Raw genomic sequence first — 26,186 nt, forward strand, 5'->3', positions numbered from 1 at the left:
CGTCCGGTAATGCCTCCGGCGATAAACGCTCCGCGTGAAACGGCTAACGCCGATAGTTGAAAACAATGAGACTACAGACCGGAGACCGAAGACCGGAGACTGGAGACCGGAGACTGAAAAGCAAATGAATAAAAGATTGTGGGTATATCTATGTGCCGTTTGGTGTATGTTTACATACAACCAAGCGGCTTTATATGCCCACCGCTCTTATTATTTCAAACATTATAACATTAATAACGGACTTTCGCAAAATACCGTGCAGCGTATTCTTCAAGACCGGAAGGGTTTTATGTGGTTCGGTACGAAAGACGGACTTAATCGCTTTGACGGCACATCTTTCAAAATTTTTCATTTTTCTACCAATAGTGAATTAAAAGATAATGTATTCCGCTGTATTCTTCAAGATGAAGACGAGTCTATTTGGGTGGGCACTGATGATGGGGTGTATATCTACAATAGTGTGAAAGAAACATTCTCTCGCTTTAGTGAAAGGGATAAAAATCAAAATATTGTCGAAGGAGCTGTAAGCGATATGATCCTGGATGAGGATGGGGATATTTGGATTTCAGTGGAAGAGAAAGGCGTATTTCATTATGCGAAAAAAACCAAAGAACTATTTCATTACGATATTAAAACCACGCCCGGAGGCTTAAAAGGAATCACTCTCTGTGCTGATAAAGATGGCGGAGTATGGGCATTCCCCTATTCTTCCCGCCCGTTTATGTATATAGATAAAAAGAAAAGACAAACAAAAGAGTTTAAATTGTACCCCGGAAATGAATTTCTCTTTGATGCAGGGGAAATCAATGTGGTATTAGCGGATCCCTTTAATCAATTATTGGTGGGAACATCCCGTAAAGGATTGCTCCGTATTAATACGGTTAATGGAAATTATGAAGTGCTTTTAGATAAAGACGAAAATAATCAACCCATATTCGTTCGCGATGTCTTACGGGTCGGAGAAGATATCCTTTGGATCGGATCCGAATCGGGAATTTATATTTATTCTTTTTCCCGGAATAGCGTTATTCACCACTTAAAGCACGATGATGCCGATCCCAATTCCATATCCGATAATGCCATTTACTCCTTATATAAGGATAACGAGAACGGTATTTGGGTGGGAAGCTATTTCGGGGGAGTCGATTATTATTCCGAACAGTACGGCAATTTTGAAAAACAGTATCCTGTCGGAAGCGAAAACAGCATTAGCGGACGCCGCATAAGGGAATTTTGCCCTGCTCCCGACGGAAATATTTGGATTGGCACGGAAGATAACGGCCTGAACCTGTTCGACCCTGCTTCGGATACTTTTCTTCCGCTCCCCCCTTCCCTCGATCATCTTTACAATAATATCCATGCGCTCTATGCCGAAAACGATGCCATATGGATCGGAACCTTCTCAAAAGGCCTGAACCGGTATAATGTAAAGACAAAAACGCTTAAAACATATATAAATACGGATAGCCAAAATTCAATCAGTGAGAACAGTATTTTTTCCTTGTGCAAGGACCGGCAAGGGACGTTATGGGTGGGAACGCTTTCAGGGTTGAATATCTATAATCCGGAAACCGATGATTTTACCCGCATTAAACAGCTCGAAGGCCTATTTATACAGGATATAAAGGAAGATACCGATGGGAATGTATGGTTCGCTACTTTTTTGAAGGGGCTCTATCGGTATCGTCCGAAAGATAAAACATGGAAAAACTATATGCACAATCCGCTCGATTCAACCACCCTTGCGTATAATAAGGTGACGAGTATTTTTGAAGACAGCCGCGAACGGTTGTGGATAACGACCGAAGGAGGCGGATTTTGTCTTTATGAGAAGGAAACGGAATCATTCCGTACGATGAATGATGCGGATGGACTTCCCAATAATGTGGTTTATCAGATAAAAGAAGATCGTCAGGGGCGCTTATGGCTATCGACCAACCGGGGGCTTGTTTGCTTCGATCCCGATCATCACACCTTTAAAAGCTACACGATTGAAAGCGGGTTGAAAAGTAATCAATTCAATTATAAATCGAGCTATAAAGCTCCCGACGGCACCCTGTATTTCGGTTCCATCGACGGCTTTGTCCGGTTTAACCCCGACTCGTTCAAAGAATATGCCCACACTCCTCCGTTAGTACTGACGGACCTGTATATCAATAATGAACCGGCCAATATTTCCGATAAAAACACGCCGTTATCACAAAGCATCCTCTATGCCGATGCCCTGGAATTACCCTACCATAAAAACTCTTTCAGCCTCCGGTATGCCGTATTAAGTTATACCGCGCGGCAATCGGGAGGCATAGAGTATATGCTGGAAGGTTTCGATGAGGAATGGATTCGCCATGGTGCCGGGCAGTCTATCATTTATACCAATTTGAGGCCGGGTACATACACCCTTAAAATAATACTGAAAGAGGGCCCCCGGACAATAGCGGCCAAAAATCTGACTATCCGCATCAAGCCGCCTTTATGGATGACGACTTGGGCTTATTTAGTTTACTTTATACTCCTCGCGGCAGCCGTTTTTGCCCTGCTTTATCATTTGCAGCAGCGGGAAGTGAAAATGCAAAGGCGCAAAATGCGTATCTTTCAACAAGAGAAGGAGCGGGAACTGTATCGTTCCAAAATGAATTTCTTTACCGACATCGCTCATGAGATCCGGACGCCTTTGTCGTTAATCAAAGCCCCGTTGGACCATGTGTTGTTGACGGAACCGGTATCGGGTAATTTGAAAGAAAACCTGGAGATTATGCATAAAAATACCGACCGCTTATTGAGTCTGGTGAATCAGTTACTCGATTTCCGGAAAACCGAAGCGGAGGCCTATGCCTTGCATCTGGTACGGTATAATGTGACCGATTTGCTTCGGGAGACGTTTATCCGGTTTCTCCCGTTGGTAAAGCAGAAGAATACGACCTTCCATACCGATTTACCTCAAACGGATATTTTGGCCAAAATCGATAAGGAAGCGTTTCTGAAAATTATTAGTAACTTATTGAATAACGCGTTGAAATATGGGGAGTCTTTGTTGAATGTAAACGTGTTTGTCGATGAAAGGGAACCTGTTTTTCATGTCGTGGTGCAAAATGATGGCGATGTTATTTCCCCGGAGCATCGGAATGAGATATTCAAACCGTTCGTACATATCGATAAAAACAAGGATAAGGTGATTACCGGCACGGGTATCGGATTGGCTCTTTCTCTTTCGTTGGCCGAGTTGCATAACGGCTCATTGTTTTACACGGTAGACGATGGGCTGAATGGGTTTCATCTGGTACTGCCGATCGGGGATGCCGAACCTGTCCCGCCCCCTGCGCCGGAAATACAAGGCAAATCATCGTCGAAATCAACCCATGCCGATTCCTTACTGGTCGTGGAAGATGACCGTGAGATGCTTCAATTCATCGCGAAGTGTCTATCGCCGCATTACGAAGTGTTTACGGCTGAGAACGGAGAGCAAGCCTTGAAAATTCTGCAAGACAACGGGGTGAATTGTATTATTAGCGACGTGATGATGCCGGGCATGGACGGATTTGAGTTTACAAAGCGGATTAAGTCGGATGTGGAGTTCAGCCATATTCCGGTCATCCTTCTCACGGCTAAGACGAATGTCCAGGCAAAGGTGAAAGGGTTCGAGATAGGCGCCGACGATTATATTGAAAAGCCTTTCTCCATTGAGGTGCTTTTAGCGCGTATAGCCAACCTGTTGAATAACCGCAATAAACTTAGGGAGACGTTCTTAAAACATCCTTTTATCGGTACCAATACGATTGCTTTGACAAAATCGGATGGAGAGTTTCTGAAGAAACTGAATGAGATCGTCCAGGAGAATTTACATAATCCTGATTTTAATGTCGAGATTATCGCCGAGTTGGTGAATATGAGCCGGGCGAGTTTTTACCGTAAAATAAAGGGCATACTCAATTTAACGCCGAATGAATATATCAAAGTGGAGCGGTTGAAGAAAGCGGCGCAACTTCTAAAGGATAAAGAATACAAAGTGAACGAGATTTGCTATATGGTGGGCTTTAATTCGCCGTCGTATTTCGCGAGATGTTTTCAGCAACAGTTCGGGATGCTGCCAAAAGACTTTTAATAATTACAAATTACGAATTACAAATTACAAATTACAAATGACAAATTATGAATTACAAATTATGAATGACAAATTACAAATTATAAATTACGAATTTACGTTTCGCAAGTTATTTCGTCAGAAAGGTTGCAGTTATCTTTTACTGTTTACTGTGAAACTTGAGTTGTTAATTGCTAATTGATACAGGGTCTAACGTTTCCGGTCCGCTATTCTTTAGACTTTTGACTTTAGGCCTCATTTGTCATTTGTCATTTGTAATTTGTAATTCATAATTTGTCATTTGTAATTTATATGAGATGATATTCGCACTTTTTGAACAGATTGTCGCAGGATTTTAAAAAGAATAAGCCTAATTTCGTGACGTCGAATTTAAACATGTAAAATAATTATGATGAAAGTAAGAGCAACTTTATTATTCGCCTTATGCGTTATTTTTTCCGCATCGGCGCAATGGAAGCCTGCGGGTGACCGGATTAAGACCCGATGGGCTTCAGAGATCGATGTAAACAATGTGCTGCCTGAGTATCCCCGCCCCATTATGGAACGGGCTGAATGGCAGAATCTCAACGGTTTGTGGAACTATGCGATCCAACCCACCGGACAACAGGCTCCCGCATCGTATAATGGGCAGGTTTTGGTTCCCTTCGCTATCGAATCGAGCTTGTCGGGAGTACAGAAAACCGTCGGGGATGCGAATGAACTGTGGTATCAACGTGAATTTTCCATCCCTTCGAAGTGGAAGAACAACCGCGTATTACTGCATTTCGGAGCCGTCGATTGGAAAGCCGATGTGTGGGTAAACGATATGAAAGTCGGCCAACATACGGGCGGATACGCTCCCTTTTCTTTCGATGTTACCGCTGCACTTGCTGCGTCGGGCAGCAATAAGCTGGTGGTGAAAGTATGGGATCCGACCGACCGTGGATACCAACCGCGCGGAAAGCAAGTGAATAAGCCCGAAGGCATCTGGTATACTCCCGTCAGCGGCATTTGGCAAACGGTTTGGTTGGAGCCGGTGCCGGAAAAGCATATCGAAAACATTAAAATCACTCCCGATATCGATAAAAACACCTTGACGGTGGAAGGGTGTGTGAACGAAGCCGTTCCATCGGCGCGTTTACAGGTCAAAGTCACCGACGGTTCGCGTGTGGTTGCCGAGGGGCAAGCCATCAATAATCAACCGGTAGAAATAACCATGCCGGCCAATGCCACATTGTGGTCGCCCGATAATCCTTTCTTGTATCAGTTGGAGGTGACCCTGTATGACGGAGCCAAGCAAGTGGATAAAGTGAAGAGTTATGCCGCCATGCGCAAGTACTCCACGAAGAGAGATGATAAGGGAATCGTTCGTTTTCAACTCAATAATAAAGATGTGTTCCATTTCGGGCCTCTCGATCAGGGCTGGTGGCCCGACGGGTTATATACGGCTCCCACGGATGAGGCGTTGAAGTACGATATTGTTAAGACGAAAGATTTAGGATACAATATGATCCGGAAGCACGTCAAGGTCGAGCCCGCGCGTTGGTATACGCATTGCGACCGGCTGGGGATGATTGTATGGCAGGATATGCCCAATGGCGATGCGGGTCCCGAATGGCAAATGAGACAATATTTTACCGGAACGGAACGGGTGCGTTCTGCCGAATCGGAAGCGAATTTCCGCAAGGAGTGGAAAGAGATTATCGATTATCTTTATTCCTACCCTTCCATTGGCGTGTGGGTGCCTTTCAACGAAGCGTGGGGACAGTTTAAAACGCAAGAGATTACCGAGTGGACCAAACAATACGACCCGACACGGTTGGTGAATCCGGCCAGTGGGGGAAATCATTATACCATAGGCGATATATTGGATTTGCATCATTATCCCCATCCCGAAATGTTCCTTTACGATGCGCAGCGCGCAACGGTGCTCGGCGAGTATGGAGGTATCGGTTGGGCGAATAAAGAACATCTTTGGGAACCGGATCGCAATTGGGGATATGTACAGTTCAACAGTTCGAAAGAAGTTACCGACGAATATGTAAAGTATGCCGAGCAGCTCAAGCAACTTATCCGCCAAGGGTTTTCCGCCGCCGTATACACCCAGACGACCGATGTGGAGGTCGAAGTGAACGGCCTGATGACGTATGACCGGGCGGTGATTAAAGTCGATGAGCCGAGGATTCGGAAAGTCAATCAGGAAATTTGCCGGTTGTTGGAAGATTGATATAGATCGATGGAAAATTGAAAATAGATTGATATAGATTGAATAAGAATGATGATTAATTCATCTTTATCATGTACATTTGCATGTCATATATCGTTTATTTAACTAAAAAAGAAAAAGTATGAAAATCAAACAAGTATTTGGAGCGCTTCTTATCGCGGTTGCCGTCTTGTCGTGTACGGGAAAGCAACAACCGGCGGAAGAGGCCTCGACCCTTTCGGGATTGAAGAGAAGTGATTTTAAATCGGAGGTCAACGGAGATTCTACCGATTTATATGTATTGAAAAATGCCAACGGCATGGAAGTAACGCTTACCAATTACGGAGCGCGTATCGTTTCGGTGATGGTTCCCGATAAGAATGATACCTTGCAGGATGTTGTCTTGGGGTTCGATTCTATCAGCGACTATGTAACTGTCTCCAACAATTTCGGAGCCACTATCGGACGGTACGGCAATCGTATCAATCAGGGGAAAATAAAGGTAGCCGGCGTGGAATACCAGTTGCCGCAAAATAACTTCGGGCACTGTCTCCACGGCGGTGACAAAGGGTTCGACACGCGCGTGTTTGCCGCGACCCAACCCGATAGCCAAACGGTGGTGTTTACCTACCTGTCGGCTGACGGAGAGGAAGGTTTTCCCGGTAATTTGCAGGTGAAAGTGACGATGAATCTCACCGATGACAATGCCATCGATCTGCAATACGAAGCGCAAACCGACAAGGAAACGGTTGTGAATCTCACCAACCATTCGTATTTCAATTTGAGCGGCAATCCCGCCAATACGGTTCTCGACCAGTTACTGACCTTGAATGCCGATGAATTTACGCCGGTCGACAGTACGTTTATGACTACCGGTAAAATTGCGAAAGTGGAGGGTACTCCAATGGACTTCAGAACTCCTACGGTTATCGGTGAGCGCATTGATAATTACGATTTTGATCAGTTGAAGAACGGCGACGGATACGATCACAATTGGGTGTTGAATACCAAAGGCGACGTGTCGCAGGTGGCTGCTACGGTGTATGCCCCGTCTACCGGCATCCGTTTGGATGTATATACCACAGAACCCGGATTGCAGGTATATTCGGGGAACTTTCTCGACGGATCGGCAACGGGAAAGAAAGGCATCGTCTATAATAAGCGGACGGCCATCTGTCTCGAATCGCAAAAATTCCCCGATTCGCCCAATAAACCGCAATGGCCTTCACCTTACGTAAAGCCGGGTGAAACGTATACCAGCCGTTGTATTTATAAGTTTTCGGTAGCAAAATAAACTGTAAATTATCGGGAGCGTCCGCTCCAGGCGGCGCCCCCGATAATCTTCAAAAACAGGGATATTCAAGTTTGGAGTACTTGCTTTTTTATTTATCTTTGTGAGGAAAGAAAAACAGGAGGTAATTATATGAGTACGGAAACATTAAAAATAAATTTAGCTCAGCAAATTTTAGGTATTTCTGATGAGGGCTTATTGGAGAAGGTGAACGACTTGCTCAATAGAGAGACTATTGTCGGTTATGAGCCGGATGGAACGCCTGTTACAAAACGGCAATTCATAGCAGAAATGGAAGAAATAGAGCGGCAAAGACAGAATGGTACTTTAAAGACATATTCCTCAACTGAAGTACGGAAACGCATATTGAAAAATGATAATAAGATGGATAGATAAGGCTTTAAATGATTTACAAACCATCTATGATTATATTTATACCCAAAGTCCGCATAATGCCGAAAAGGTAATCGACAGCGTTCTTATTTTACGTGTTTTTCACACTAAACAGAATCCTAATAAATTAATGAGTGATGAATGATGCCCCTCTCCTAATGGATAATGGGTTGACGGGGCCCTTAGCTGCCCAACGGCAGGGGACAGTTGCACGGGAGTGCCGCAATATCTACTGAAAAAAATATTTTTTTTGTTGACAATTCACAAAAGAACGACTACCTTTGTGTTTGTATAATTCGGTTGACGATTGGAAACCGACAAGGCTACGCCGATAACGCTCACGATACCAGCCAATACCTTCCGGCTTTATGATGAGATTCGCAGTAATCATCTTCCTTCTATCATCCTTTCATTCGATCGAATGATGTGTTTTTATCTGGTAATTTGGCGTATGCGTACTATTTTGTTTCCTATTTATCCGTTGTCTTTGCAAAAACTCGGAAGAAAACCGGCCCGCCATGCAGACAGGTTTCCGCCCGCCGGGAGGAGTCGTGGATGACAGACCGAAAAAATTAAATCCGACGAGCGGAAAACACCCTACAGGGATTGCATGATACTTTCCGGCCAGTGGAAAATGATTTGCACTATGTGTAATATATTTTCCGGCGAATGGAAACCTTCTTGCAATACATGCAGCAATCTTTCCACTGAACGGAAAATGCTTTCCACTACATGTCATACGCTTTCCGGCGGGCGGACGGCTCCAAACATAATATAATGAACAAAAATAATAAACAAAAGTAATCGATATGATTAAAAAAGCGAATTTGCAGGAGGTTCAGTTATTCGATTTTTTTCAGGTGATAACCAATATCGATAATCATTTGAAGAAAGCCGATCTGGAAACCTTGAAGCTGAAAGTGGTGTACGATAGCGATTTCGTGCCGGCTTATGCTTCATTGGATACCGCGATTGAACCTGTACAGAACAAGGCGGTCACTCGAAAGGTCTGGGATACCGACAAAGACAGGGATCAGGTGTTGACGGGATTACGCCGTCACCTGAAGGCCCAGTCGAGTCATCCTGATCCGGAAGTAACCGAAGCGGGTAGCGCCCTTTTGGAAATATTGAATAAATACGGCAAAAACATTCAACGTAAAGCGTTGCGTGAAGAAACCGGTATTATCACCAATATTCTCCAAGAGTATGCTAAGCCGGAGAATGCTCCGTTGGTAACCCTTACCAATACAAATGCTTGGACGGATAGCTTGGGCAGTTTTAACAGTGAGCTCGAAGCCATATTCAACGACCGCACGCGTGCAGAAGCCCTTACCGAAGTGGGCCGGGCCAAAGCCGCACGGCATACCATGCAACGTGCATTCTCGAAACTTGTGAAAACCATCAATTCCCTGGCGTTTATCGGCGGGGAAGCGCCTTACCAAGCGCTGATGGATAATATCAACCAAGAGGTGAAACAAGCGATGACAACGGTACTTCTTCGTAAAGCCGCCAAGGAACCGAAGAAGACGTCGAAATAGATAGTGGTGTTTGATGACTCTTGTTGCGAGAGCTCCGCATAGCGCGGGGCTCTTTTTTACAACCCAACCGAGTCTCGGTAAAAGTCCAATGCTTCAAAAATAAGCTCCTTGTCGGCATTTTGATCGATTTTCACATTCCCGATATCGGATAAAAGCGTGAAATTAATGACGCCCGCTTCATTTTTTTTATCATGCTGCATGATTTTGAACAAAGCCTCGTAATCATCACATCCTATTGGTAATGCCCCGTAATTGGCTTGCAGGAAACGAACGGTTTTTTGTACTTTCTCCTTGGGGAAATCACACAAACGATGCGATAAATACAGTTCGGCAATCAGTCCCCAAGCCACGGCATATCCGTGGGGAACCGGCTTGCCCGCCTCTATGGCAAAGCTTTCGAAGGCATGGCCGACGGTATGCCCCAGATTAAGCGCTTTACGGATGTTTTTTTCGAACGGATCTTTTTCGACAATCGCTTCTTTGATCGATACCGATCGGTGAACCATATCGTTAAGCCACGCATAATCGATATCATTCGCGGAGAAAGTAAGCAATTTCTCCAAATCGAGTTGCGAGTGTATCAACGCGTGTTTAATCATTTCGGCAAATCCCGACAGAATTTCTTTTTGAGGCAGTGTACGGAAAAACTCCGACCAAATCAATACATATTCTGCCGGATAGAAGGCGCCGATTTCGTTTTTCAATCCTTCGAAGTTCACGCCGGTTTTCCCCCCTACCGCGGCGTCTACGGCCCCTAAAAGGGTCGTGGGGATATTGATGTACGTAATGCCCCGTTTGAAAGTCGCGGCGGCAAAACCTCCGAGGTCGGTCACCATGCCGCCCCCCAAGTTAATCAATAAAGAATGCCGTGTGGCGCCTTTTTGAGTCAGGTTCCGCCAGACTTGAATCACATTCTCAATGGTTTTGTTCGTGTCGTTGGCCGGAATCACGATCTGTTGCGCTTCGCGGATCGCCGGTATGCCTTCTATCATAGGCAAACAATAGCGATTGGTGTACTCATCGGTCAGAACGAAGAGTTTATCGTGGCGGATGGTGTGGATTGTCTGTTCGGTGTCGGCGGTGATATTACCGCATTTAATGATCTGTTGCATGATGTATGATAAAGTAATTCGCAATTTGTAATTTGTAATTCGTAATCCGTAATTCGTAATCCGTAATTAGTAATTTGTAATTCGTAATTAGTAATTTGTAATTCGTAATTAGTAATTTGTAATTCGTAATTAGTAATTTGTAATTCGTAATTAGTAATTTGTAATTCGTAATTAGTAATTTGTAATTTGTAATTTGTAATTATTAATTATTCGTTATTCTCGTTAATAGCGCTGTATAGTTCCGATTGAATGCGTTCGCGTATTTTTAGCGACGACAGGCGGTCGGGAGAACGCGAAGGATTGACCCGGTTGGAAAGGAAAATGTAAATCATATTGTTTGCCGGGTCTATCCAGAAGCAAGTCCCCGTATAACCGGTGTGTCCGTAAACCGCGATGGGTACCTGCGGACTGGTGGGGCTGGCGTTGTTGTTGCGTGGATCGGGTTTGTCGAAGCCCAATCCCCGGCGGCTGATACTGCTTTTGGTCGTCGTAAACAGTTTAACGGTTTCCGGGCTAAGATATCGTTCACCCCCGTATTCGCCGCCGTTGAGCCACATCTGGTAGAGTTTCGCCAAATCGTTTGCGTTCGAGAAAAGACCCGCATTGCCCGATATGCCGCCGAAGAGCGCCGCGCCTTCGTCGTGTACATACCCCTGTAAATGCTGTTTGCGGAAGAACGGATCGTTTTCGGTAGGCGGAATGATGTCCACGGGCATGTACATCAGCGGTTGAAAAGTCGTAGAGGCTGCGCCGAGTTTGTCGAAGTAATTGCTCCGGACATACGTATTGAGGTCGGTGCGGGTTAGATGTTCCACGGCCTCTTTCAGCAGCATGAAGTTGAGGCAACTATACGCATAGCCGCGCCGGTTGCGTAACGGCGAGTCGATGATATCTTTCAGCAACGCATCATGCATCGCCTTGCCCGCATAGAGGTTTTCGGCTACCGGCATCGGAAAACCCTCCGAGGGGCGGGTCGCGATAAGCGACGGCAAGAAGCGGTAGTCTGTCCGGCCCCATGCTCCCGCATAACGGACATGATATACGGCCGATCTTCTTCCGAATAACTCACCCGCATAACTGTTTTTATCAATGGCCGATACGTAGTAAGGAATGAACGGCTTGATACCCGATTCGTGAAAAAGCAACGACCGGAGGGTGATGCCCGCTTTATTGCTTCCCCGGGTTTCGGGTACGAACTTGCTAATAGGGTCTTGCAGGCGTATTTTCTTCTCATCATAGAGTTTCATGATGGCCGGGAGGGTGGCGGAGGCTTTGGTGACCGAGGCCAGGTCGTACACGGTTTCTTCGGTTACTTCGGCGCTTTTGCCGTAATCGAAGTTCCCGAAAGCCCGGTCGTAAATAACCACGCCGTCTTTCGCCACCAATAGTTGGCATCCCGGATAGGCTCTTTGCCGGATTCCTTCCAACGCGATGGATTCAATCTGCCCAAGGCGTTCGGAAGAGATGCCCACTTCTTCGGGCAGGGAATACGCCAAACGCGTTTTGCGGGTGTCCATGCCGCTGTTTACCGCAAAATCACCCGCCGATACGGGGAGTTTGCCGCTTAGCGCGATACCTCCGAAGAGGGCTTGGGCGGCGCTCATCTGGGCGAAATCCGTTTGGTCGTATGCCATCAATACCGCGCCGGCATGGGCGGCCGATGCCGAAAAGGCTTCTAACCGATACGGAGAGGTGAAGAATACGATAATAGAATTCTTGTTTTTACTGATCTGTTGTTGCAGGGCAGAAGCATCGGCCTCTTTGCTGTTGTGTATCGAATAAATGACGAGGTCGAAATCGTTGAGGGCCGCGGTCGGAACGCCGGCAGCCGACGGCGCTTGAAAGAGGGTGACGGGGGCATATTTCTTCAACTGTTTCTGAAAGGCGTTCGAAGCCGGTGCGCCGATAGCGACCGAGGCGATCTTCTTCTTGTCCAGCTCTTTCAGGGGAGTCAGTCCGGCGTCGTTTTTGAGCAGCGTCATCGCGCCGTCGTAAATCTTGCGTTGCACCCATTCGGCCCGGGGCGAGTGGATGCGCCGTGCGAGCGTTTGCGTTTCAATCGGTTTGAACGATTGCACCTGTAAGATATATTTATAGGAAAGGATTTTTTTGACTTTCTCTTCAAGAAGCGTTTCCGGAATAGTCCCTTTACCGATTGCTTTCTTAACCGATTCGAACTCCCGCTCCTGATGAACCACCCCGAGAATAATATCATTCCCCGCCAGCAAGGCCTTTACACTCATGTCGGCTTGGTTCGAAACGCCCTTCATGGCCATGGCGTCGGTAAACGTAAGGCCGTCGAAGCCCATTCCGCCGTGCAGCAGATCGACGCCGATGACGGGCGATAACGTGGCCGGCAGCCCTTTTGTTCCGAGAGCCGGCACATTCAAGTGGCCGATCATCATGCCCGAAAGTCCTGCTTGGATATATTCTCGGAAAGGCAACAGTTCCACTTTTTCCAACCGGTCGGCAGAGTGGCTGATGGTCGGAAGCGTTTTATGCGAATCATCCGATGTGTCGCCGTGCCCCGGAAAATGTTTCGCTACGGCCATCACGCCCCCTTCTTCCAATCCTTTTGCATAAGCGATGCCCAACTTGGCCACGGTTGCGGGGTCTTCGCCGAAGGAACGCGTACCGATGACCGGGTTGCGCGGATTGCTATGCACGTCGATGGAGGGCGCGAAATTGATGTGTATACCCATTTCCCTGCATTGGCGCGCAACTTCCTGTCCGTATAGCCGGAGAATGTTTTCGTCCCGGATGGCGCCGATAAGTTGATTGCGGGGGAATTTCGGGGCGTCGCTCAGGCGCATCGATAGTCCCCATTCGCCGTCGAGAGCGATGAGCAGGGGAGTCTTGGAAATCGATTGGGCGTAGTTGGTTATCTCGGCTTGCGATGCCATGGAGCCCTTGGAGAAGAGCAAGCCGCCTACTTTTTGATTGTTGATATAACCTGCCATACGGCTTTTATAGGTCGTATTGGGTTCGACGATGGGCATAAACAGTTGGCCTATTTTTTCGTCGAGGCTCATGCTGTTGTATACCGAGTCGACCCATTGATGGAGCTCTTTTTTATCTGTCTGTCGATAAAGGGTGGGTTCTACCTGCGCCGATGTGATACCGGCGGAAATAATCGATAAAAATAAAAAGAGGATGTTATATCGTTGCATTTATTGTCATTAATTAGCAAATTAGCAAATTAGCGAATTAGCAAATTATTTAATCTTCCTGTCTTTAACAAAGGATACGTCGATGCGGCCGACGTATACCCCCCGTCCATTGGTTTGATGGATCATGACGTCTTTCCCGTCGAGATTCTTCCGGATATCCGGTTGCGCCATATAGGTATGGCTGTGGCCGCCGATGATCAGGTCGATGTTCCGGGAAGCTTCGGCCAACTTTATATCATCGAGATATCCCAAATGAGAGAGACATATCACCATATCGCATTTATCCTGTTTACGGAGTTTTTCGGCTATCCGGTTGGCGGTTTCTATCGCCGGGCGATATTTCATGCCCTGATAGTTTTCGGCGGAAACAAGTCCTTCGGGCTGTACGTCGATGCCGATAACGCCAATCTTGACACCCGCTTTTTTGAGGATGATAAACGGTTTTACCAGATCCTGCAACGGGGTGCCGCTGAAATCGTAATTGCTGCTGACGATCGGAAAACGAGCTTGGCGGGCAACCTGTTCCAATACTACCAGTCCGTAATCGAACTCATGATTGCCGATGGTGGCGGCATCATAGCCGAGCAGGTTCATGGCTTTTACTTCCGCCTCGCCCTTGAACATGTTGAAATAAGGAGTCCCTTGCAGAAAATCGCCGGCGTCGAGGAGCAGCACGTCTTTGTTTTCGTTGCGTATTTGTTGCATATACGATGCGCGGCGTACCGCCCCGCCTTTTCCTGGAGCGGTTTTATCGGTTCCGGGGAGGGGTTCCATACGGCTGTGCGTATCGTTTGTATGAAGAATGACAATCTGTTTCTGTCCGAAAGCAACGGATGCACAGAGTAAGAATACGATAAAAAAGAAGGATCTATATCGGGTTGACATAATGTATATTTATTTTAAGGGATAAGCGTGATGCGTCCGTCGAGCCGGGAGGAAATGCTTTCGCCGCGCCGGGTTTTTTCTTTTACGAAATCGATCATGATATCCCGCAGCGTAATGCCGCTATTCGTTTTTTTCTTCGCGTCGCGAAAAGCGTCCATATGGTCATTGCCTTCCGCCAGGTAATCGAGCGTTACGATAGAATACAGGCGGTTGTCGTCGATAGGCTTTCCGTCTATCAGGACGCTTTTGACTTTTCGATTCTGAATGACCAGCTTCACATTCGACGAAATGCCTGCCCCGCCGATGTGCGCGTATGCGTCGAACATCTTTTTCAGGTCAGTCCCTTTCAAGTCCAGGTAGGTGATCGTATTATCGAAAGAATAAATCTCATACAAATTACCTATCGTGACGGGCCCCTTAGGCATGGTGGCCCGGTGTCCGTGTACATTCATGACCGCCACATCGGCGCCGTCCGGCAAGTGCTCATCGGCATACGCTTTCATCACGTCCGAGGTGAGGTTGGTGAGAAGACTTTCCGGCCTGCCGTAATCCATCAGTTGCTCCGATGTGCCGATAACTTCGTTCATTTCTTTGTCGAGGCGTACTTTATACGATTGCACCAGCGATTGCATCTGCGTGTGGGGGGTAGCATCGAACGAGTCGTTCATCTCCACGATGCTTCCTTTCATCTCGGCAATCCGGTAGGCAGGTTTGCAGGAGAACAGGCACAAGGCTGTAAGAACGAGATAAATACTTTTGAATTTCATTACAAAATAGGTGAGAATAAATTTATAAACCGTTTGAAATCTTTTTAGCGTAGCCAAAAATACACTTTTTTCGTTTTTTATGTGCCGAAAAAACGAAAAATAAATATAAAAATCTGTTCCGCATGGTAAATTAAAGATTTATTCCTACCTTTGTCCCCGCTTTGCGTAATCTCTGCCGAAAAAGAACCGGTTACATTACGTTCAGATAGGGTTAATTATTAACATAAAGCTTTATAATAAGATGGATTTGATTAAAATAGCGGAAGAATCCTTTGCTCCGGCAAAGAAAGAGTTCCCGAAGTTTAAGAGCGGCGATACCATTACCGTTGCTTATCGTATTGTGGAAGGTAGCAAAGAACGTATCCAGCAATATCGTGGGGTAGTCATCAAGATTGTCGGTCATGGCGATGGCAAGCGTTTTACCGTCAGGAAAATGTCCGATAATATCGGTGTGGAACGTATCTTCCCGATGAACTCTCCTTTCATTGATAGTATCACGCTGAACAGCGAAGGAAAGGTTCGCAGGGCGAAGTTGTATTATCTTCGTGCATTACGCGGAAAAGCAGCCCGCATCAAGAAGAAAGTATATTAAGCGAATGGGGCGAAGCCCCGTCATTCCGCGCTTGACACGGAATATTCCGCGAAAACTTATAAGAGAACGCTCCGTATTTCGGGGCGTTTTTTGTATTTTTGCGCATTAGGATCTGTTTCTTACATTCACACAACGATGCTTTTCAAAACACAAGGTATTGTCTTAGGCACCTCGAAGTATAGCGATACGTATTCCATTTCGCAGGTATTTACCCGCGACTTCGGGCGCGTGAGTTACCTGGTGCCCAAGAGAGGCCGGAAGTCCAAAATAAAAGCATCCCTTTTTTATCCCCTCAGCATGTTGGATATGCAGGTGGAGCATGTCCCTTTGCGCGATATACAACGACTAAAGGAAGTGGAATGCCGGCTTCCGGTATATGAGGGCGATACCGATATGACGAAGTGGTCGATTTCGTTTTTCCTGTCGGAGTTTTTGTCGCGTGTATTACGGGAAACCGGTCGGGACGAATGGCTTTTTACGTATCTCGAAAATTCGGTCGAAACGTTGCATGCCGCTAGCCATGGGGTGGCTAATTTCCATTTGGCTTTTCTTTTCGGCCTTTCGCGCTGCATGGGGATTTATCCCAATATGGACACGTACCGGACGGGCGCTTACTTCGACCTGTTGAATGGCGAGTTCGTGCAAAAGCAACCGTTACATCCTCATTATCTTTCCAAGTCATTGAGCGCCGACCTTACGCTCATTCGCCGGATAAATTACGCCAACATGCATTTGTTCCGTCTCTCTAAAAACGACCGGAATACCATTATCGATTATTTACTGGCTTATTATCGATTACACCTTTATGATTTTCCCCCGTTGAAATCGTTGGAGGTGCTCAGGGAGATGTTTTAAGATTCAAGATTCATTCTGGAAACGCTTGAAAAACAACTACCCTTCCTTGTGTGTCTATGGAGAAAACGGTTCCGGTTGAGGCATTAAGCGTTCCTTGCCACCAGTTGGTGAGTACGCGGTTTTCAACAGGATATAGCAGTCCGCTGAATGTGAGCGGAAGCGGATCGAAGGAAAAGATCGATACGGTTTGGCCGGGAAAACTGCTGAATTCGGTATACGTATCGATGGGCGTAAAGGTGCCGTAGTCCGTAATCATTTTCACGTTTGCCGTAGCCCTGTAATCTAGCAATAACGAGATATTTCCCAGCGTATGATCTTCCCGTTTACCGGTTGCGGCGACAATGATTAAGTCGGTTTTTCCTCGTGCCACGCAGAAGCGCACCGCTTTCGAAAGGTCGTTAGTTTCCTGTTCGCTTTCCCTGAAAAGGATATCCGCAAAACGGTTTTTATTTTCAGGCGATATGGAGTCACAATCCCCTACAATCGCATCGGGGCGCCCCCCGCGACGGATAAAATCGTCTGCCGCTCCGTCGCAACACACAATAAACTCCGCCCGCTCGATATGGGCGAGCGGAATAGCATGACGGGGATAACTCCCGTTGGCGATAATAACCGCAGTCATCCGTAATTAATCATTTGTAATTCGTCATTCGTCATTTGTCATTTGTCATTTGTAATTCGTAATTTGTCATTTATCATCGACCGATGGGTCATAATCCTTTAATCTTTTAAGTAGTATTCGATAGTGCTCACCACCCGTACATTCTTAATATGGGGCGTGTTGGCGTCGCGATCGGAAATAGAGAACTGCCCCTGATTGGCGCTTTTTATCTTCCCGAGTTTGCTGTTGGAATCCTCCGCAAATTTAACGGCGGCTTCGCGTGCGTTTTTAGTTGCCTCTTCGATCATTTGCGGTTTGATGTCGTTGAGCTGGGTAAATGAATACTGCACCTGGTATTGATAATCGCCGCCTGCCACGGCGATGCCTTGCTTCAGCAACTCACCTTGTTCTCCGATTAGTTTCCGAACCTGATCGACATTGTCGGAACTGACCGTGATGACCGAGGTAATATTGTAACGGTAAGGCGACTGGTTATTGCCGTATCGTTCGGCCTCCATATCCACGATTTGCGGAGCGGAGATGCTTATTTCCTCTTCTTTGATACCGTTAGCGATTAAAAAAGACTTGACGGTTTGGTTCTTGGTGCTTAAATTGTTGTAAAGCACGCCCAAGTCGTTGCCTACTTCTTTATATGCCAACGGCCAGATTACTTTATCGGCCGGAATTTCCCTTTCGGCCAATCCCTTTACATTCACTACCCGATCGCGTTGGGAAAATAGTTTAATCCCACTTTTGATGCTTGCGCCTAAAAGAAATAATCCAAAGGCGATAATAACGGCTTCGATAATTCTATTTTTCATTAGATCAATGTTTTTATTTGTTCTTAAAATACATCTGATGTTTGTTATTCTTGCAAATGTAAAACAAATAAGGCAATAAAGAGTTTTTTTAAGACCGATTTATTCTTCTATCAGCCTTGCCGCTTTCCTGTTAAAGCATCCTGCGAATAGAAGTGCGAGATTGTTTACGGAAGGGAATGCTATTGATGGCATCGATTATGGTTCAATAAAAATAATGCCTGTCGATAAACAAATAGGAGAATATAAATGTTACTTTACTAATAGATAATTGATTTTAAAACTTCAATAAATAATGACAATAATCCAAGTGTAAATATGGCGGAATCAAAAAGAACAAATCTCTCAAAAGAAAAGTTGCTGCACATGCATAGACTTATGCTCGATATACGCAACTTCGATAATAAAGTCAATCAGATGGTGAAAAAGGGAAAGGTTCCCGGGATGACTCACTTTTCGGTGGGCGAAGAAGCAGCGAGCGTAGGGGCTATCGCCGCTATCCGTGAAGGAGACCTTATCACATCCAACCATCGCGGGCACGGGCAAACCATTGCCATGGAAATCGACCTGAATGAAATGATGGCCGAAATCATGGGTAAAGCCACCGGTACCTGTAAGGGCAAAGGCGGATCGATGCATATCGCCGACCTGGCCAAGGGAAACCTCGGTGCGAACGGTATTGTTGGCGGCGGTATGGGGATGGCTGTCGGAGCCGCTCTGACGCAGAAGATGAAGAAAACCGACAACATTGTCGTTTGTTTCTTCGGCGACGGAGCCTGTAATGAAGGTACTTTCCACGAAACGCTGAATATGGCGTCGGTGTGGAAACTGCCCGTTATTTTTTATACCATCAACAATCTGTATGGTATCAGTACACCCATAAAGAGTGTGATCAACATCGATTACAACTATCAACGGGCAAGCGCTTATGGAATCCCCGGCCATTTTATCGAGGACGGCAACAACGTGTTGGATGTATATGAAAAGTTTGAGGAGATTGTGGACTATGTGCGCAGCGGTAACGGGCCGGTGTTGGTGGAAAGTCTTACGTACCGTTGGTACGGGCACTCGACTTCCGATCCCGGCAAGTACCGGACGAAGGCGGAAGTGGATGAGTGGAAAAAGAAAGATCCGATTGAGAAATTCAAAAGCTATCTTACCGAAAGCGGAATTACGACCGAAAAAGAATTGAACGACCTCGACAAACAATCGAAAGAGGCGGTGGAAGAATCCGTAAAGTTTGCGGTGAATAGTCCCGAGCCTTCCCTGGAGTCGGCTTATGAAGATATTTTCGCACCCTGATGTCGGCGCACGTTCGTATATAATCATACATAAAAACAATCACATACAATCGATATGGAAAAAGAAACAAAAGTAATGTCCGTAAGGGACGCTATTATATTGGCGATGTCGGAAGAGATGCGCCGCGACGAGAATGTATTTTTGATGGGAGAAGATGTCGGCATCTTCGGCGGGGACTTCGGTACTTCGGTGGGGATGATTGAAGAGTTCGGGCCGGAACGCGTGCGCGATACGCCTATTTCGGAGAATGCCATTTCGGGAGCTGCTATCGGGGCGGCCATGACGGGCATGCGGCCTATTGTGGATGTCACTTTCATGGATTTCATCGTATACATGATGGATAATATTGTCAATCAGGCAGCCAAGACACGTTATATGTACGGCGGAAAAGGGCAGATACCCGTAGTGTTCCGCTGTGCCGCGGGGTCGGGCGTAGGTTCCGCCGCGCAGCATTCGCAATCGCTCGAAGCCTGGTTTACGCATATCCCCGGCCTGAAAGTGGTTGCCCCGGGTACGCCGGCCGATGTGAAAGGAATCCTCAAAGCCGCCATCCGCGATAATAATCCCGTGATATTTCTCGAATACAAAGCCCAGTTCAATATGAAGGGCGAAGTGCCGCTCGATCCCGAGTTCGTACTTCCCTTGGGAAAAGCCGATATCAAGAAAGAAGGAAAGGATGTCTCGGTCATTACTTATGGACGGATGCTCGAAAGGGTGATGCAAGCGGCCAACGAAGTGGAAGAGGCCGAAGGCGTCAGCGTGGAGGTGGTCGATTTGCGCACATTGGCGCCGCTCGATAAAGAGGCCGTGCTTGAATCGGTAAAGAAAACCGGGCGGGTGTTGCTCGTGAACGACGCGCACAAAACAAGCGGATTCATCGGAGAGGTGGCAGCGCTGATTGCCGAGAGCGATGCCTTCGATTATCTCGACAACCGTATCCTGCGCCTGGCCGCCGACGATATCCCCGTGCCGTATAACCACATTCTCGAAAGCGCCATGCTGCCCGATGTGGAAAGGATTAAGAAGTACATCCTGAAGTTAGTCAATAAACGATAAACGCGTCAACAAAAAATGGAAAGACAAAAATTAAGGGCTACGCCGGCAGCGCGCGCGTTGGCAAAACGACTGGGAGTAGATCTTTTTAGTGTGACCGGAACCGGCTATAAGGGCCGGATTCATCAAGACGATATTGCCGGTTTCAATTACGAAGAGAAGATCCATATATCGCCTCTTGCCAAGCGGATTGCCGATGCCCATCATATAGATTTGAAAGGGGTGGCCGGATCGGGACACCACAATAAAATAATGAAGGAGGATGTGTTGCCGCTTATTTCCGACCCGGATCTGAAAGCGCAACTCACCCGTGATGATTTCGCCGAGGTTACCGCTCCGCCCAAGGCTGCGGCTGCACCACAGGTGAAAGAGGATAAGGCTGTGGCAGCCGAAGGTCAACAGCCTGCTGCTCCGTCGACCCCGCAGGGCGAGACCGAGGTCGTACCGATGAGCATGATGCGCAAGATTATTGCCAAGCGTATGTCGGAGAGCTTCTTCGGCGCGCCTACGTTCACCCAGACGTGGGAGGTGGATATGACTGAACTGAAGGCTCTGCGTGCGAATCTGATCGAACCGATTAAAGAGAAAACCGGTAAGAAACTGACGGTGACCGATCTGCTCTCGATGGCGGTGGCCCGTACCCTGCCCAGACATAAATATGTCAACGCCAGCCTCAACAAAGAAGGTACGGAAGTGACGTTCCACAATTATGTGAACCTGGGAATGGCTGTCGGATTGGACGACGGGCTATTGGTGCCGGTGGTGAAGAATGCCGACAAACTGTCGCTGAGCGATTTGGTGTCGGCGTTGAAAGATGTGACCGAGCGGACGTTTTCGAAGAAGCTGCTTCCGGATGAACAAACGGGCAGTACGTTTACGATCAGTAATCTGGGAATGTATGGTGTGGATAACTTTACGGCGATTATCAATCAGCCGAATGCGGCCATTCTCAGTGTGGCTTCCACAAAAGACACGCCGGTGGTGCGCGACGGACAAGTGGTTGTTCGCCCGATTATGAAGATGAGTCTTACCAGCGACCACCGCCTTATCGACGGACTGACGGCTGCTAAGTTCATGCAGGAAGTAAAGCAGGTGCTGGAAAATCCGCTGACATTACTGATATAATGTGCCAATGTGCCAATGTGCGGAGGTGTAAATGGGTGGCTGGCGACCGGAGACCGGCGACCAGACATTGGAGACTGAAACCAATAAAAAATAAAATATAATACATAAATTATGGCTCACGAAATAATAATGCCCAAAGCCGGTATCGATATGACCGAGGGGCAAATTGTAAAATGGTTGAAGAAAGAAGGCGATCCCGTCTCTGAGGGCGAGATCATTCTCGAAATAATGACCGACAAAACCAGCATGGAAATCGAAGCGGAGGCTTCGGGGATATTGCTGAAGATATTGCATCAGGATGGCGAGACGGTGCCTATTGCCGAAGTCATCGGATATATCGGTCAGGAGGGCGAATCGGTGGACGATATGCCGCAGGGAGAGGAAGAACCCGAAGTGGTGCACGAAGGCGACGAAAAACCCCTCATCCGTATGGAAGACTCGTATCACGTGGCGGTCATCGGAGGCGGCCCGGCCGGTTATGTGGCGGCTATCAAGGCGGCACAGCTCGGAGCGAAAGTGGCGATTGTGGAAAAAGGCACTTTCGGCGGAACCTGTCTCAATGTAGGCTGTATTCCCACCAAAGCGTATCTGAAAAACGCCGAAATCATCGAGTCGATCGCCTCGGCTGCATCGCGCGGCATTCTTATCGAGAATCCGACGGTAAAGGTCGATATGGAAAAAGTGCTCGAGTTCAAAAACGGAGTGGTCAAACGGCTTACCGGCGGTGTGGTAGCGTTGCTGAAAAGTAATGGCGTGGATATTTATAATGGTATCGGGAAGGTCAATAAAAATAAAGACGTGGTGGTGAATGACTCCCAGATCATCAAGGCCGACAAGATCATTCTTGCCGGAGGTTCGAAAGCCACGAAGATCAACCTGCCGGGTATCGACAATCCGAAAGTCCTTACCAGCGACGATATCTTGTTCCTCAACGAAGTCCCGGAGACATTGGCCGTGATTGGCGGGGGTGTCGTGGGGATTGAATTAGGGCAGTCATTCGCCGGGCTTGGTTCGAAAGTTACGGTTATCGAGATGATGGACCGCATCGTGCCGGCATTGGATCATGAAGTATCCGACGAGTTGGCCAAGATCCTCAAGAAAAAGGGAATGAATATCATCAACTCGGCAAAAATCACCGAGATTGTCGATAAAGGCAATAAATTGGAGATAAGGATCGACGGAAAGGATCCGGTGATTGCCGACAAGGCGTTGCTTTCCATCGGACGCGTGCCTGACCTCGACGGTATCGGCGAAGTGAAGTTCGAAACCGAACGCGGTAAGATCAAAGTCGATAAATATATGGAGACGAGCGTCAAGGGAATTTATGCTCCGGGTGATATCAACGGCATCAAGATGTTGGCGCATGTCGCTTTCCGCATGGGAGAAGTGGCTGCCGAGAATGCCGTAAAAGGCAACGAGCGCGGTATTAAATTATTGTCGTCACCCTCGGTTGTGTACACCTCGCCGGAGGTAGCGATGGTAGGGCTTACCGAAGAGCAGGCGCGGGAACGGTACGACGTGCGTGTGGGTAAGTTCGGCTTTGCCGCTAACGGGCGAGCCATGGCCTCGGGCGATAATGTGGGCTTTGTAAAAGTGATTGCCGACAACAAATACGGCGAGATACTGGGCGTGCATATCATCGGGCCTTCGGCTGCGGAAATCATCAACCAGGCTTCGCTCATTATGGAGTTGGAGATTACGGTGGATGAGGTGGTGAAAACCATTTACGGGCATCCCACCTATTCCGAAGCGCTCTTCGAAGCTTGTGCCGACGTGCTCGGCGAAGCGGTGCATGTCCCCAAAAAGCCCAAGAAGTAAAAAACCGCGTGGAGCGCGTAGGGTGATTCTTTTTTCCGGCATCTTAGAAACTGTTTTGAATTTTCCGAATTCAAAACAGTTTCTTAAAACACACTTTTCATAAAGGGCTTTAAACAAATCCCTACTCGAAACATTGAAACGTGCTGATTGTAGTCCATAAGGCTTTCGCCATATCCGTTAAACCATTGTATAAAAAGAAATTGATTCGACTTTTTACTTGCTCTGAAACTGACTTCAAATTGAGTATTGAGAAATTTCGCCGATGGATTTAAAGTCGCGGAGAATCCCATATGGTCATTCCTGCTCCTATAGGCGACCGTAAGCGATCCGTAACCTCTATAATCGAATAAGTCTTTATTTTCCTTTCCGGGTAAGCCTATCCACAGTTTGGGTTGAATCGTTATTTGTTCGTTAAAAAAAACAGAGCCGGATAAAGTAACGAAATTCCAATCCCTCGAAGCGGTTGAATCTTTTCCATTCGATTCATGTTCAAGAGAAAATAGAATGATCCCTTTAAATTTATTATCATGCAAAATAGGCCTTATTATCGCAATTCCGGGATTGTAATTCAAGTCGATAAAAGGGGAAGATTTTTCGTAAATATTCCAAAATGATTTTTGTGTATACGTAAGCATCAGATACGTATTATAAGGTAATATGTTTTTCATAAGTCGCTGTTTAATACTAATCTGGAATTTGGCATCTGCCGTGTGCTTATTTATTTTTCCGGCCAAAGGGATGCCGGTGATAAAATAATTATCCTTATACATCCCGAAATTAGGCTGCTTGTTCATACTCTCATTAAAATCTTTTTCTCCGATATATCGATAAGACGGACGTACAATAGTTATCTTCTTGCCATTAAGAGTATCTATCGATTCCTCTTGCGAAAAAAGGAATGTATGCACCCCCATTAATAATACAATCAATAAGAGCGAGTGAAGAGAAAATTTCATTCTGATATCGTTTTTTTTGCATTGGTTTCAACAACCAATCGCTGTGTTTATAATTACACTATTTTCTGTTCGTTCCTTACCGGCGTTAAACGATCTTCATTTTTTCAGATACGCTCTATATCGGGCGATAGCGTACTTCTGTCTACCGAATTGATGGAACAGTACAAATAATAAAATACCCAATCCGGCGACAATTACATAGCCGAGCAGCCTTTTATTGGCCGCCAGTATTGCGCCTAATTGAACATCCCGCATAGAGCCGCCCGTACCCAGATTATAGCCCAGCGCTAAAGAGTCGAAATAAACAGCCATATCGCCGATACTCTGCCACTGAAATTCGTACTGCAACCATCCGATTAAAGAGGTAAAAAGTCCCAGCATAACAAAACTTCTGAAAATCATAACCGGGGCAACCGATGGGAGTATGGTGCTTTGCGGAACTTTATCAAAGGTGTATATCCATATTGATATGAACAGGGAGCACATTCCATAACCGTTTAGTATTTGCGGAAAATACAGTTGAGTGATATTAAGCTCCGGAACCATCATGAAGTAAAGCATTACCATATACAGGAAATAAGCGGCGAACCCGCTGAAAATATACATCTTGATCGGTATTTGGTTCTTTGTCCAGTGAAATGCGACAAAACCCGCCAGAACGATCCCCGGCAATGTCATTAGGCCAAGTTCCGCATTAGTCAACCAGTTATAGCCTAAAATAGCAGAGGTATAAATCGACAGAATCGAACTCGCCCCCATAAACAGTCCTTGTCCGACCAAAAGAAGTATCCCGAAGCGGACATCCCTTATTTTGTACAGTTTAAAGGAAAGGAACGGATGTTTGATGGTGAGTTGTCTTATTATCAGTGTAAATATTGAGACGAGCACAATAATGGCAGCCACCAGTATGTTCGCGGAATTAAACCAATCCTGTTGTTTGCCGAACGCATATATGTATGCCAGGCTCATTAATATTGTTCCGAATAACAGCAGCCCCAACCAATCAATATGAATAAACGGCAACTTTTTAGCAAAACGCTGATTATGCATGACAATCACACAGATCATGGCTAACAACAGTAATGTCGCCGCGCCATAGTAATGTAAATATTGCCAACCGGTATCCAGTGAAAGGACGGCAGGGAGGAACGTGCCTAATTGTCCCGAGCCTATGGATATCGGATAAAAAATAGCATAAAATCTTTTTTTATCACCGTCGGGACTGAGGATAGCTTGAATGGGTAAAAGCATTTCCACCATACCGATCATTTTCGCGATCCCGAATATCAGGCAAGCCACCACAACAATCTCCCCGATGTGGGTGGTTGCCACAATCATCGTCATTGTAGCCATAACAACCAATGCCGTGATGAGAAGTTCCTTAGAACGGAACCGGAATTTGATGCGTAATATAAATGGAAGAACCAATGATAATCCGATGATAACGGCATAGTTTCCCCACATATAGTATTCGGCAAGGATGCCTGTACTACTGGCCATCTGTCCGATGTTTCCCGCGTAAATCGGATTGATAAGCATCACCATGGACTCGATAAGTATGATGAACCCCAACATCCCGAGTCCGGGCACCCATTTATACAGCAATCCTTTGTTATATTCAGTCAT

At 46.5% G+C, this 26,186-nt stretch carries 19 protein-coding genes; 11 read left to right on the forward strand and 8 right to left on the reverse strand.

Annotation, left to right across the window (positions count from 1 at the left end):
* Positions 1-124: 124 nt before the first annotated feature.
* The 5 genes from ABNK31_RS03750 (at position 125) to ABNK31_RS03770 (ending at position 9,506) form a co-directional block, all read left to right on the forward strand.
* Positions 125-4,099 (forward strand): two-component regulator propeller domain-containing protein, encoded by a 3,975-nt coding sequence (locus ABNK31_RS03750; RefSeq protein WP_418894388.1) that lies wholly within the window; start codon positions 125-127, stop codon positions 4,097-4,099.
* Positions 4,100-4,487: 388 nt separating this feature from the next.
* Positions 4,488-6,305 (forward strand): glycoside hydrolase family 2 protein, encoded by a 1,818-nt coding sequence (locus tag ABNK31_RS03755; protein ID WP_418894389.1) that lies wholly within the window; start codon positions 4,488-4,490, stop codon positions 6,303-6,305.
* Between the two features lie 121 nt (positions 6,306-6,426).
* Positions 6,427-7,578, forward strand: coding sequence for an aldose epimerase family protein (locus ABNK31_RS03760; RefSeq protein WP_418894390.1), 1,152 nt, complete (start codon positions 6,427-6,429; stop codon positions 7,576-7,578).
* Between the two features lie 129 nt (positions 7,579-7,707).
* Entirely contained in the window at positions 7,708-7,971 is a 264-nt protein-coding gene (locus tag ABNK31_RS03765) for a hypothetical protein (protein WP_418894391.1), read from the forward strand.
* A gap of 806 nt (positions 7,972-8,777) precedes the next feature.
* The gene (locus ABNK31_RS03770) at positions 8,778-9,506 is read left to right on the forward strand and encodes a DUF6261 family protein (RefSeq protein ID WP_418894392.1); all 729 of its coding nucleotides are present in this window, start codon (positions 8,778-8,780) and stop codon (positions 9,504-9,506) included.
* A gap of 56 nt (positions 9,507-9,562) precedes the next feature.
* Here ABNK31_RS03770 and aroB read toward each other — a convergent pair whose 3' ends face one another.
* The 4 genes from aroB to ABNK31_RS03790 form a co-directional block, all read right to left on the reverse strand.
* Complete coding sequence (gene aroB / locus ABNK31_RS03775; protein ID WP_418894393.1) at positions 9,563-10,618, reverse strand: 3-dehydroquinate synthase; 1,056 nt, start codon at positions 10,616-10,618, stop codon at positions 9,563-9,565.
* Between the two features lie 206 nt (positions 10,619-10,824).
* Positions 10,825-13,788, reverse strand: a complete 2,964-nt coding sequence (locus ABNK31_RS03780) for a glycoside hydrolase family 3 N-terminal domain-containing protein (RefSeq protein WP_418894394.1) — start codon at positions 13,786-13,788, stop codon at positions 10,825-10,827.
* A 45-nt stretch (positions 13,789-13,833) separates the two neighbouring features.
* Positions 13,834-14,673 (reverse strand): bifunctional metallophosphatase/5'-nucleotidase, encoded by an 840-nt coding sequence (locus ABNK31_RS03785; protein ID WP_418894395.1) that lies wholly within the window; start codon positions 14,671-14,673, stop codon positions 13,834-13,836.
* A 14-nt stretch (positions 14,674-14,687) separates the two neighbouring features.
* Entirely contained in the window at positions 14,688-15,440 is a 753-nt protein-coding gene (locus ABNK31_RS03790; RefSeq protein WP_418894396.1) for a 5'-nucleotidase C-terminal domain-containing protein, read from the reverse strand.
* Positions 15,441-15,681: 241 nt separating this feature from the next.
* On the opposite strand from ABNK31_RS03790, the gene rplS reads away from it, so the two are divergent.
* Together rplS and recO are read left to right on the forward strand one after the other, a co-directional pair.
* Positions 15,682-16,032, forward strand: a complete 351-nt coding sequence (gene rplS / locus ABNK31_RS03795; RefSeq protein ID WP_418894397.1) for a 50S ribosomal protein L19 — start codon at positions 15,682-15,684, stop codon at positions 16,030-16,032.
* Positions 16,033-16,167: 135 nt separating this feature from the next.
* Positions 16,168-16,887: a DNA repair protein RecO gene (recO, locus tag ABNK31_RS03800; RefSeq protein ID WP_418894398.1), complete on the forward strand. Its 720-nt coding sequence runs from the start codon at positions 16,168-16,170 to the stop codon at positions 16,885-16,887.
* 10 nt (positions 16,888-16,897) lie between these two features.
* Here the strand turns inward: recO and ABNK31_RS03805 are convergent, their stop codons facing one another.
* Entirely contained in the window at positions 16,898-17,509 is a 612-nt protein-coding gene (locus ABNK31_RS03805) for a thiamine diphosphokinase (RefSeq protein ID WP_418894399.1), read from the reverse strand.
* A gap of 98 nt (positions 17,510-17,607) precedes the next feature.
* Complete coding sequence (locus tag ABNK31_RS03810) at positions 17,608-18,309, reverse strand: SIMPL domain-containing protein (RefSeq protein WP_418894400.1); 702 nt, start codon at positions 18,307-18,309, stop codon at positions 17,608-17,610.
* Between the two features lie 315 nt (positions 18,310-18,624).
* Between ABNK31_RS03810 and ABNK31_RS03815 the strand changes: the two genes are divergently transcribed.
* From ABNK31_RS03815 to lpdA, 4 genes are all read left to right on the forward strand, one after another.
* On the forward strand, positions 18,625-19,608 hold the full coding sequence (locus ABNK31_RS03815) for a thiamine pyrophosphate-dependent dehydrogenase E1 component subunit alpha (protein WP_418894401.1): 984 nt from the start codon (positions 18,625-18,627) through the stop codon (positions 19,606-19,608).
* A gap of 54 nt (positions 19,609-19,662) precedes the next feature.
* Positions 19,663-20,664 carry an alpha-ketoacid dehydrogenase subunit beta gene (locus tag ABNK31_RS03820; protein ID WP_418894402.1) on the forward strand — a complete coding sequence of 334 codons (1,002 nt, stop codon included), beginning with the start codon at positions 19,663-19,665 and terminating at the stop codon, positions 20,662-20,664.
* 15 nt (positions 20,665-20,679) lie between these two features.
* Positions 20,680-21,786: a dihydrolipoamide acetyltransferase gene (locus tag ABNK31_RS03825; protein WP_418894403.1), complete on the forward strand. Its 1,107-nt coding sequence runs from the start codon at positions 20,680-20,682 to the stop codon at positions 21,784-21,786.
* A gap of 111 nt (positions 21,787-21,897) precedes the next feature.
* Positions 21,898-23,604: a dihydrolipoyl dehydrogenase gene (gene lpdA, locus ABNK31_RS03830; RefSeq protein ID WP_418894404.1), complete on the forward strand. Its 1,707-nt coding sequence runs from the start codon at positions 21,898-21,900 to the stop codon at positions 23,602-23,604.
* 83 nt (positions 23,605-23,687) lie between these two features.
* Here the strand turns inward: lpdA and ABNK31_RS03835 are convergent, their stop codons facing one another.
* Positions 23,688-24,560 carry a phospholipase A gene (locus tag ABNK31_RS03835; protein WP_418894405.1) on the reverse strand — a complete coding sequence of 291 codons (873 nt, stop codon included), beginning with the start codon at positions 24,558-24,560 and terminating at the stop codon, positions 23,688-23,690.
* Positions 24,561-24,656: 96 nt separating this feature from the next.
* Positions 24,657-26,186, reverse strand: coding sequence for a hypothetical protein (locus tag ABNK31_RS03840; protein ID WP_418894406.1), 1,530 nt, complete (start codon positions 26,184-26,186; stop codon positions 24,657-24,659).

The organism is Limibacterium fermenti (assembly GCF_041902845.1).
GTDB lineage: Bacteria > Bacteroidota > Bacteroidia > Bacteroidales > Dysgonomonadaceae > Limibacterium > Limibacterium fermenti.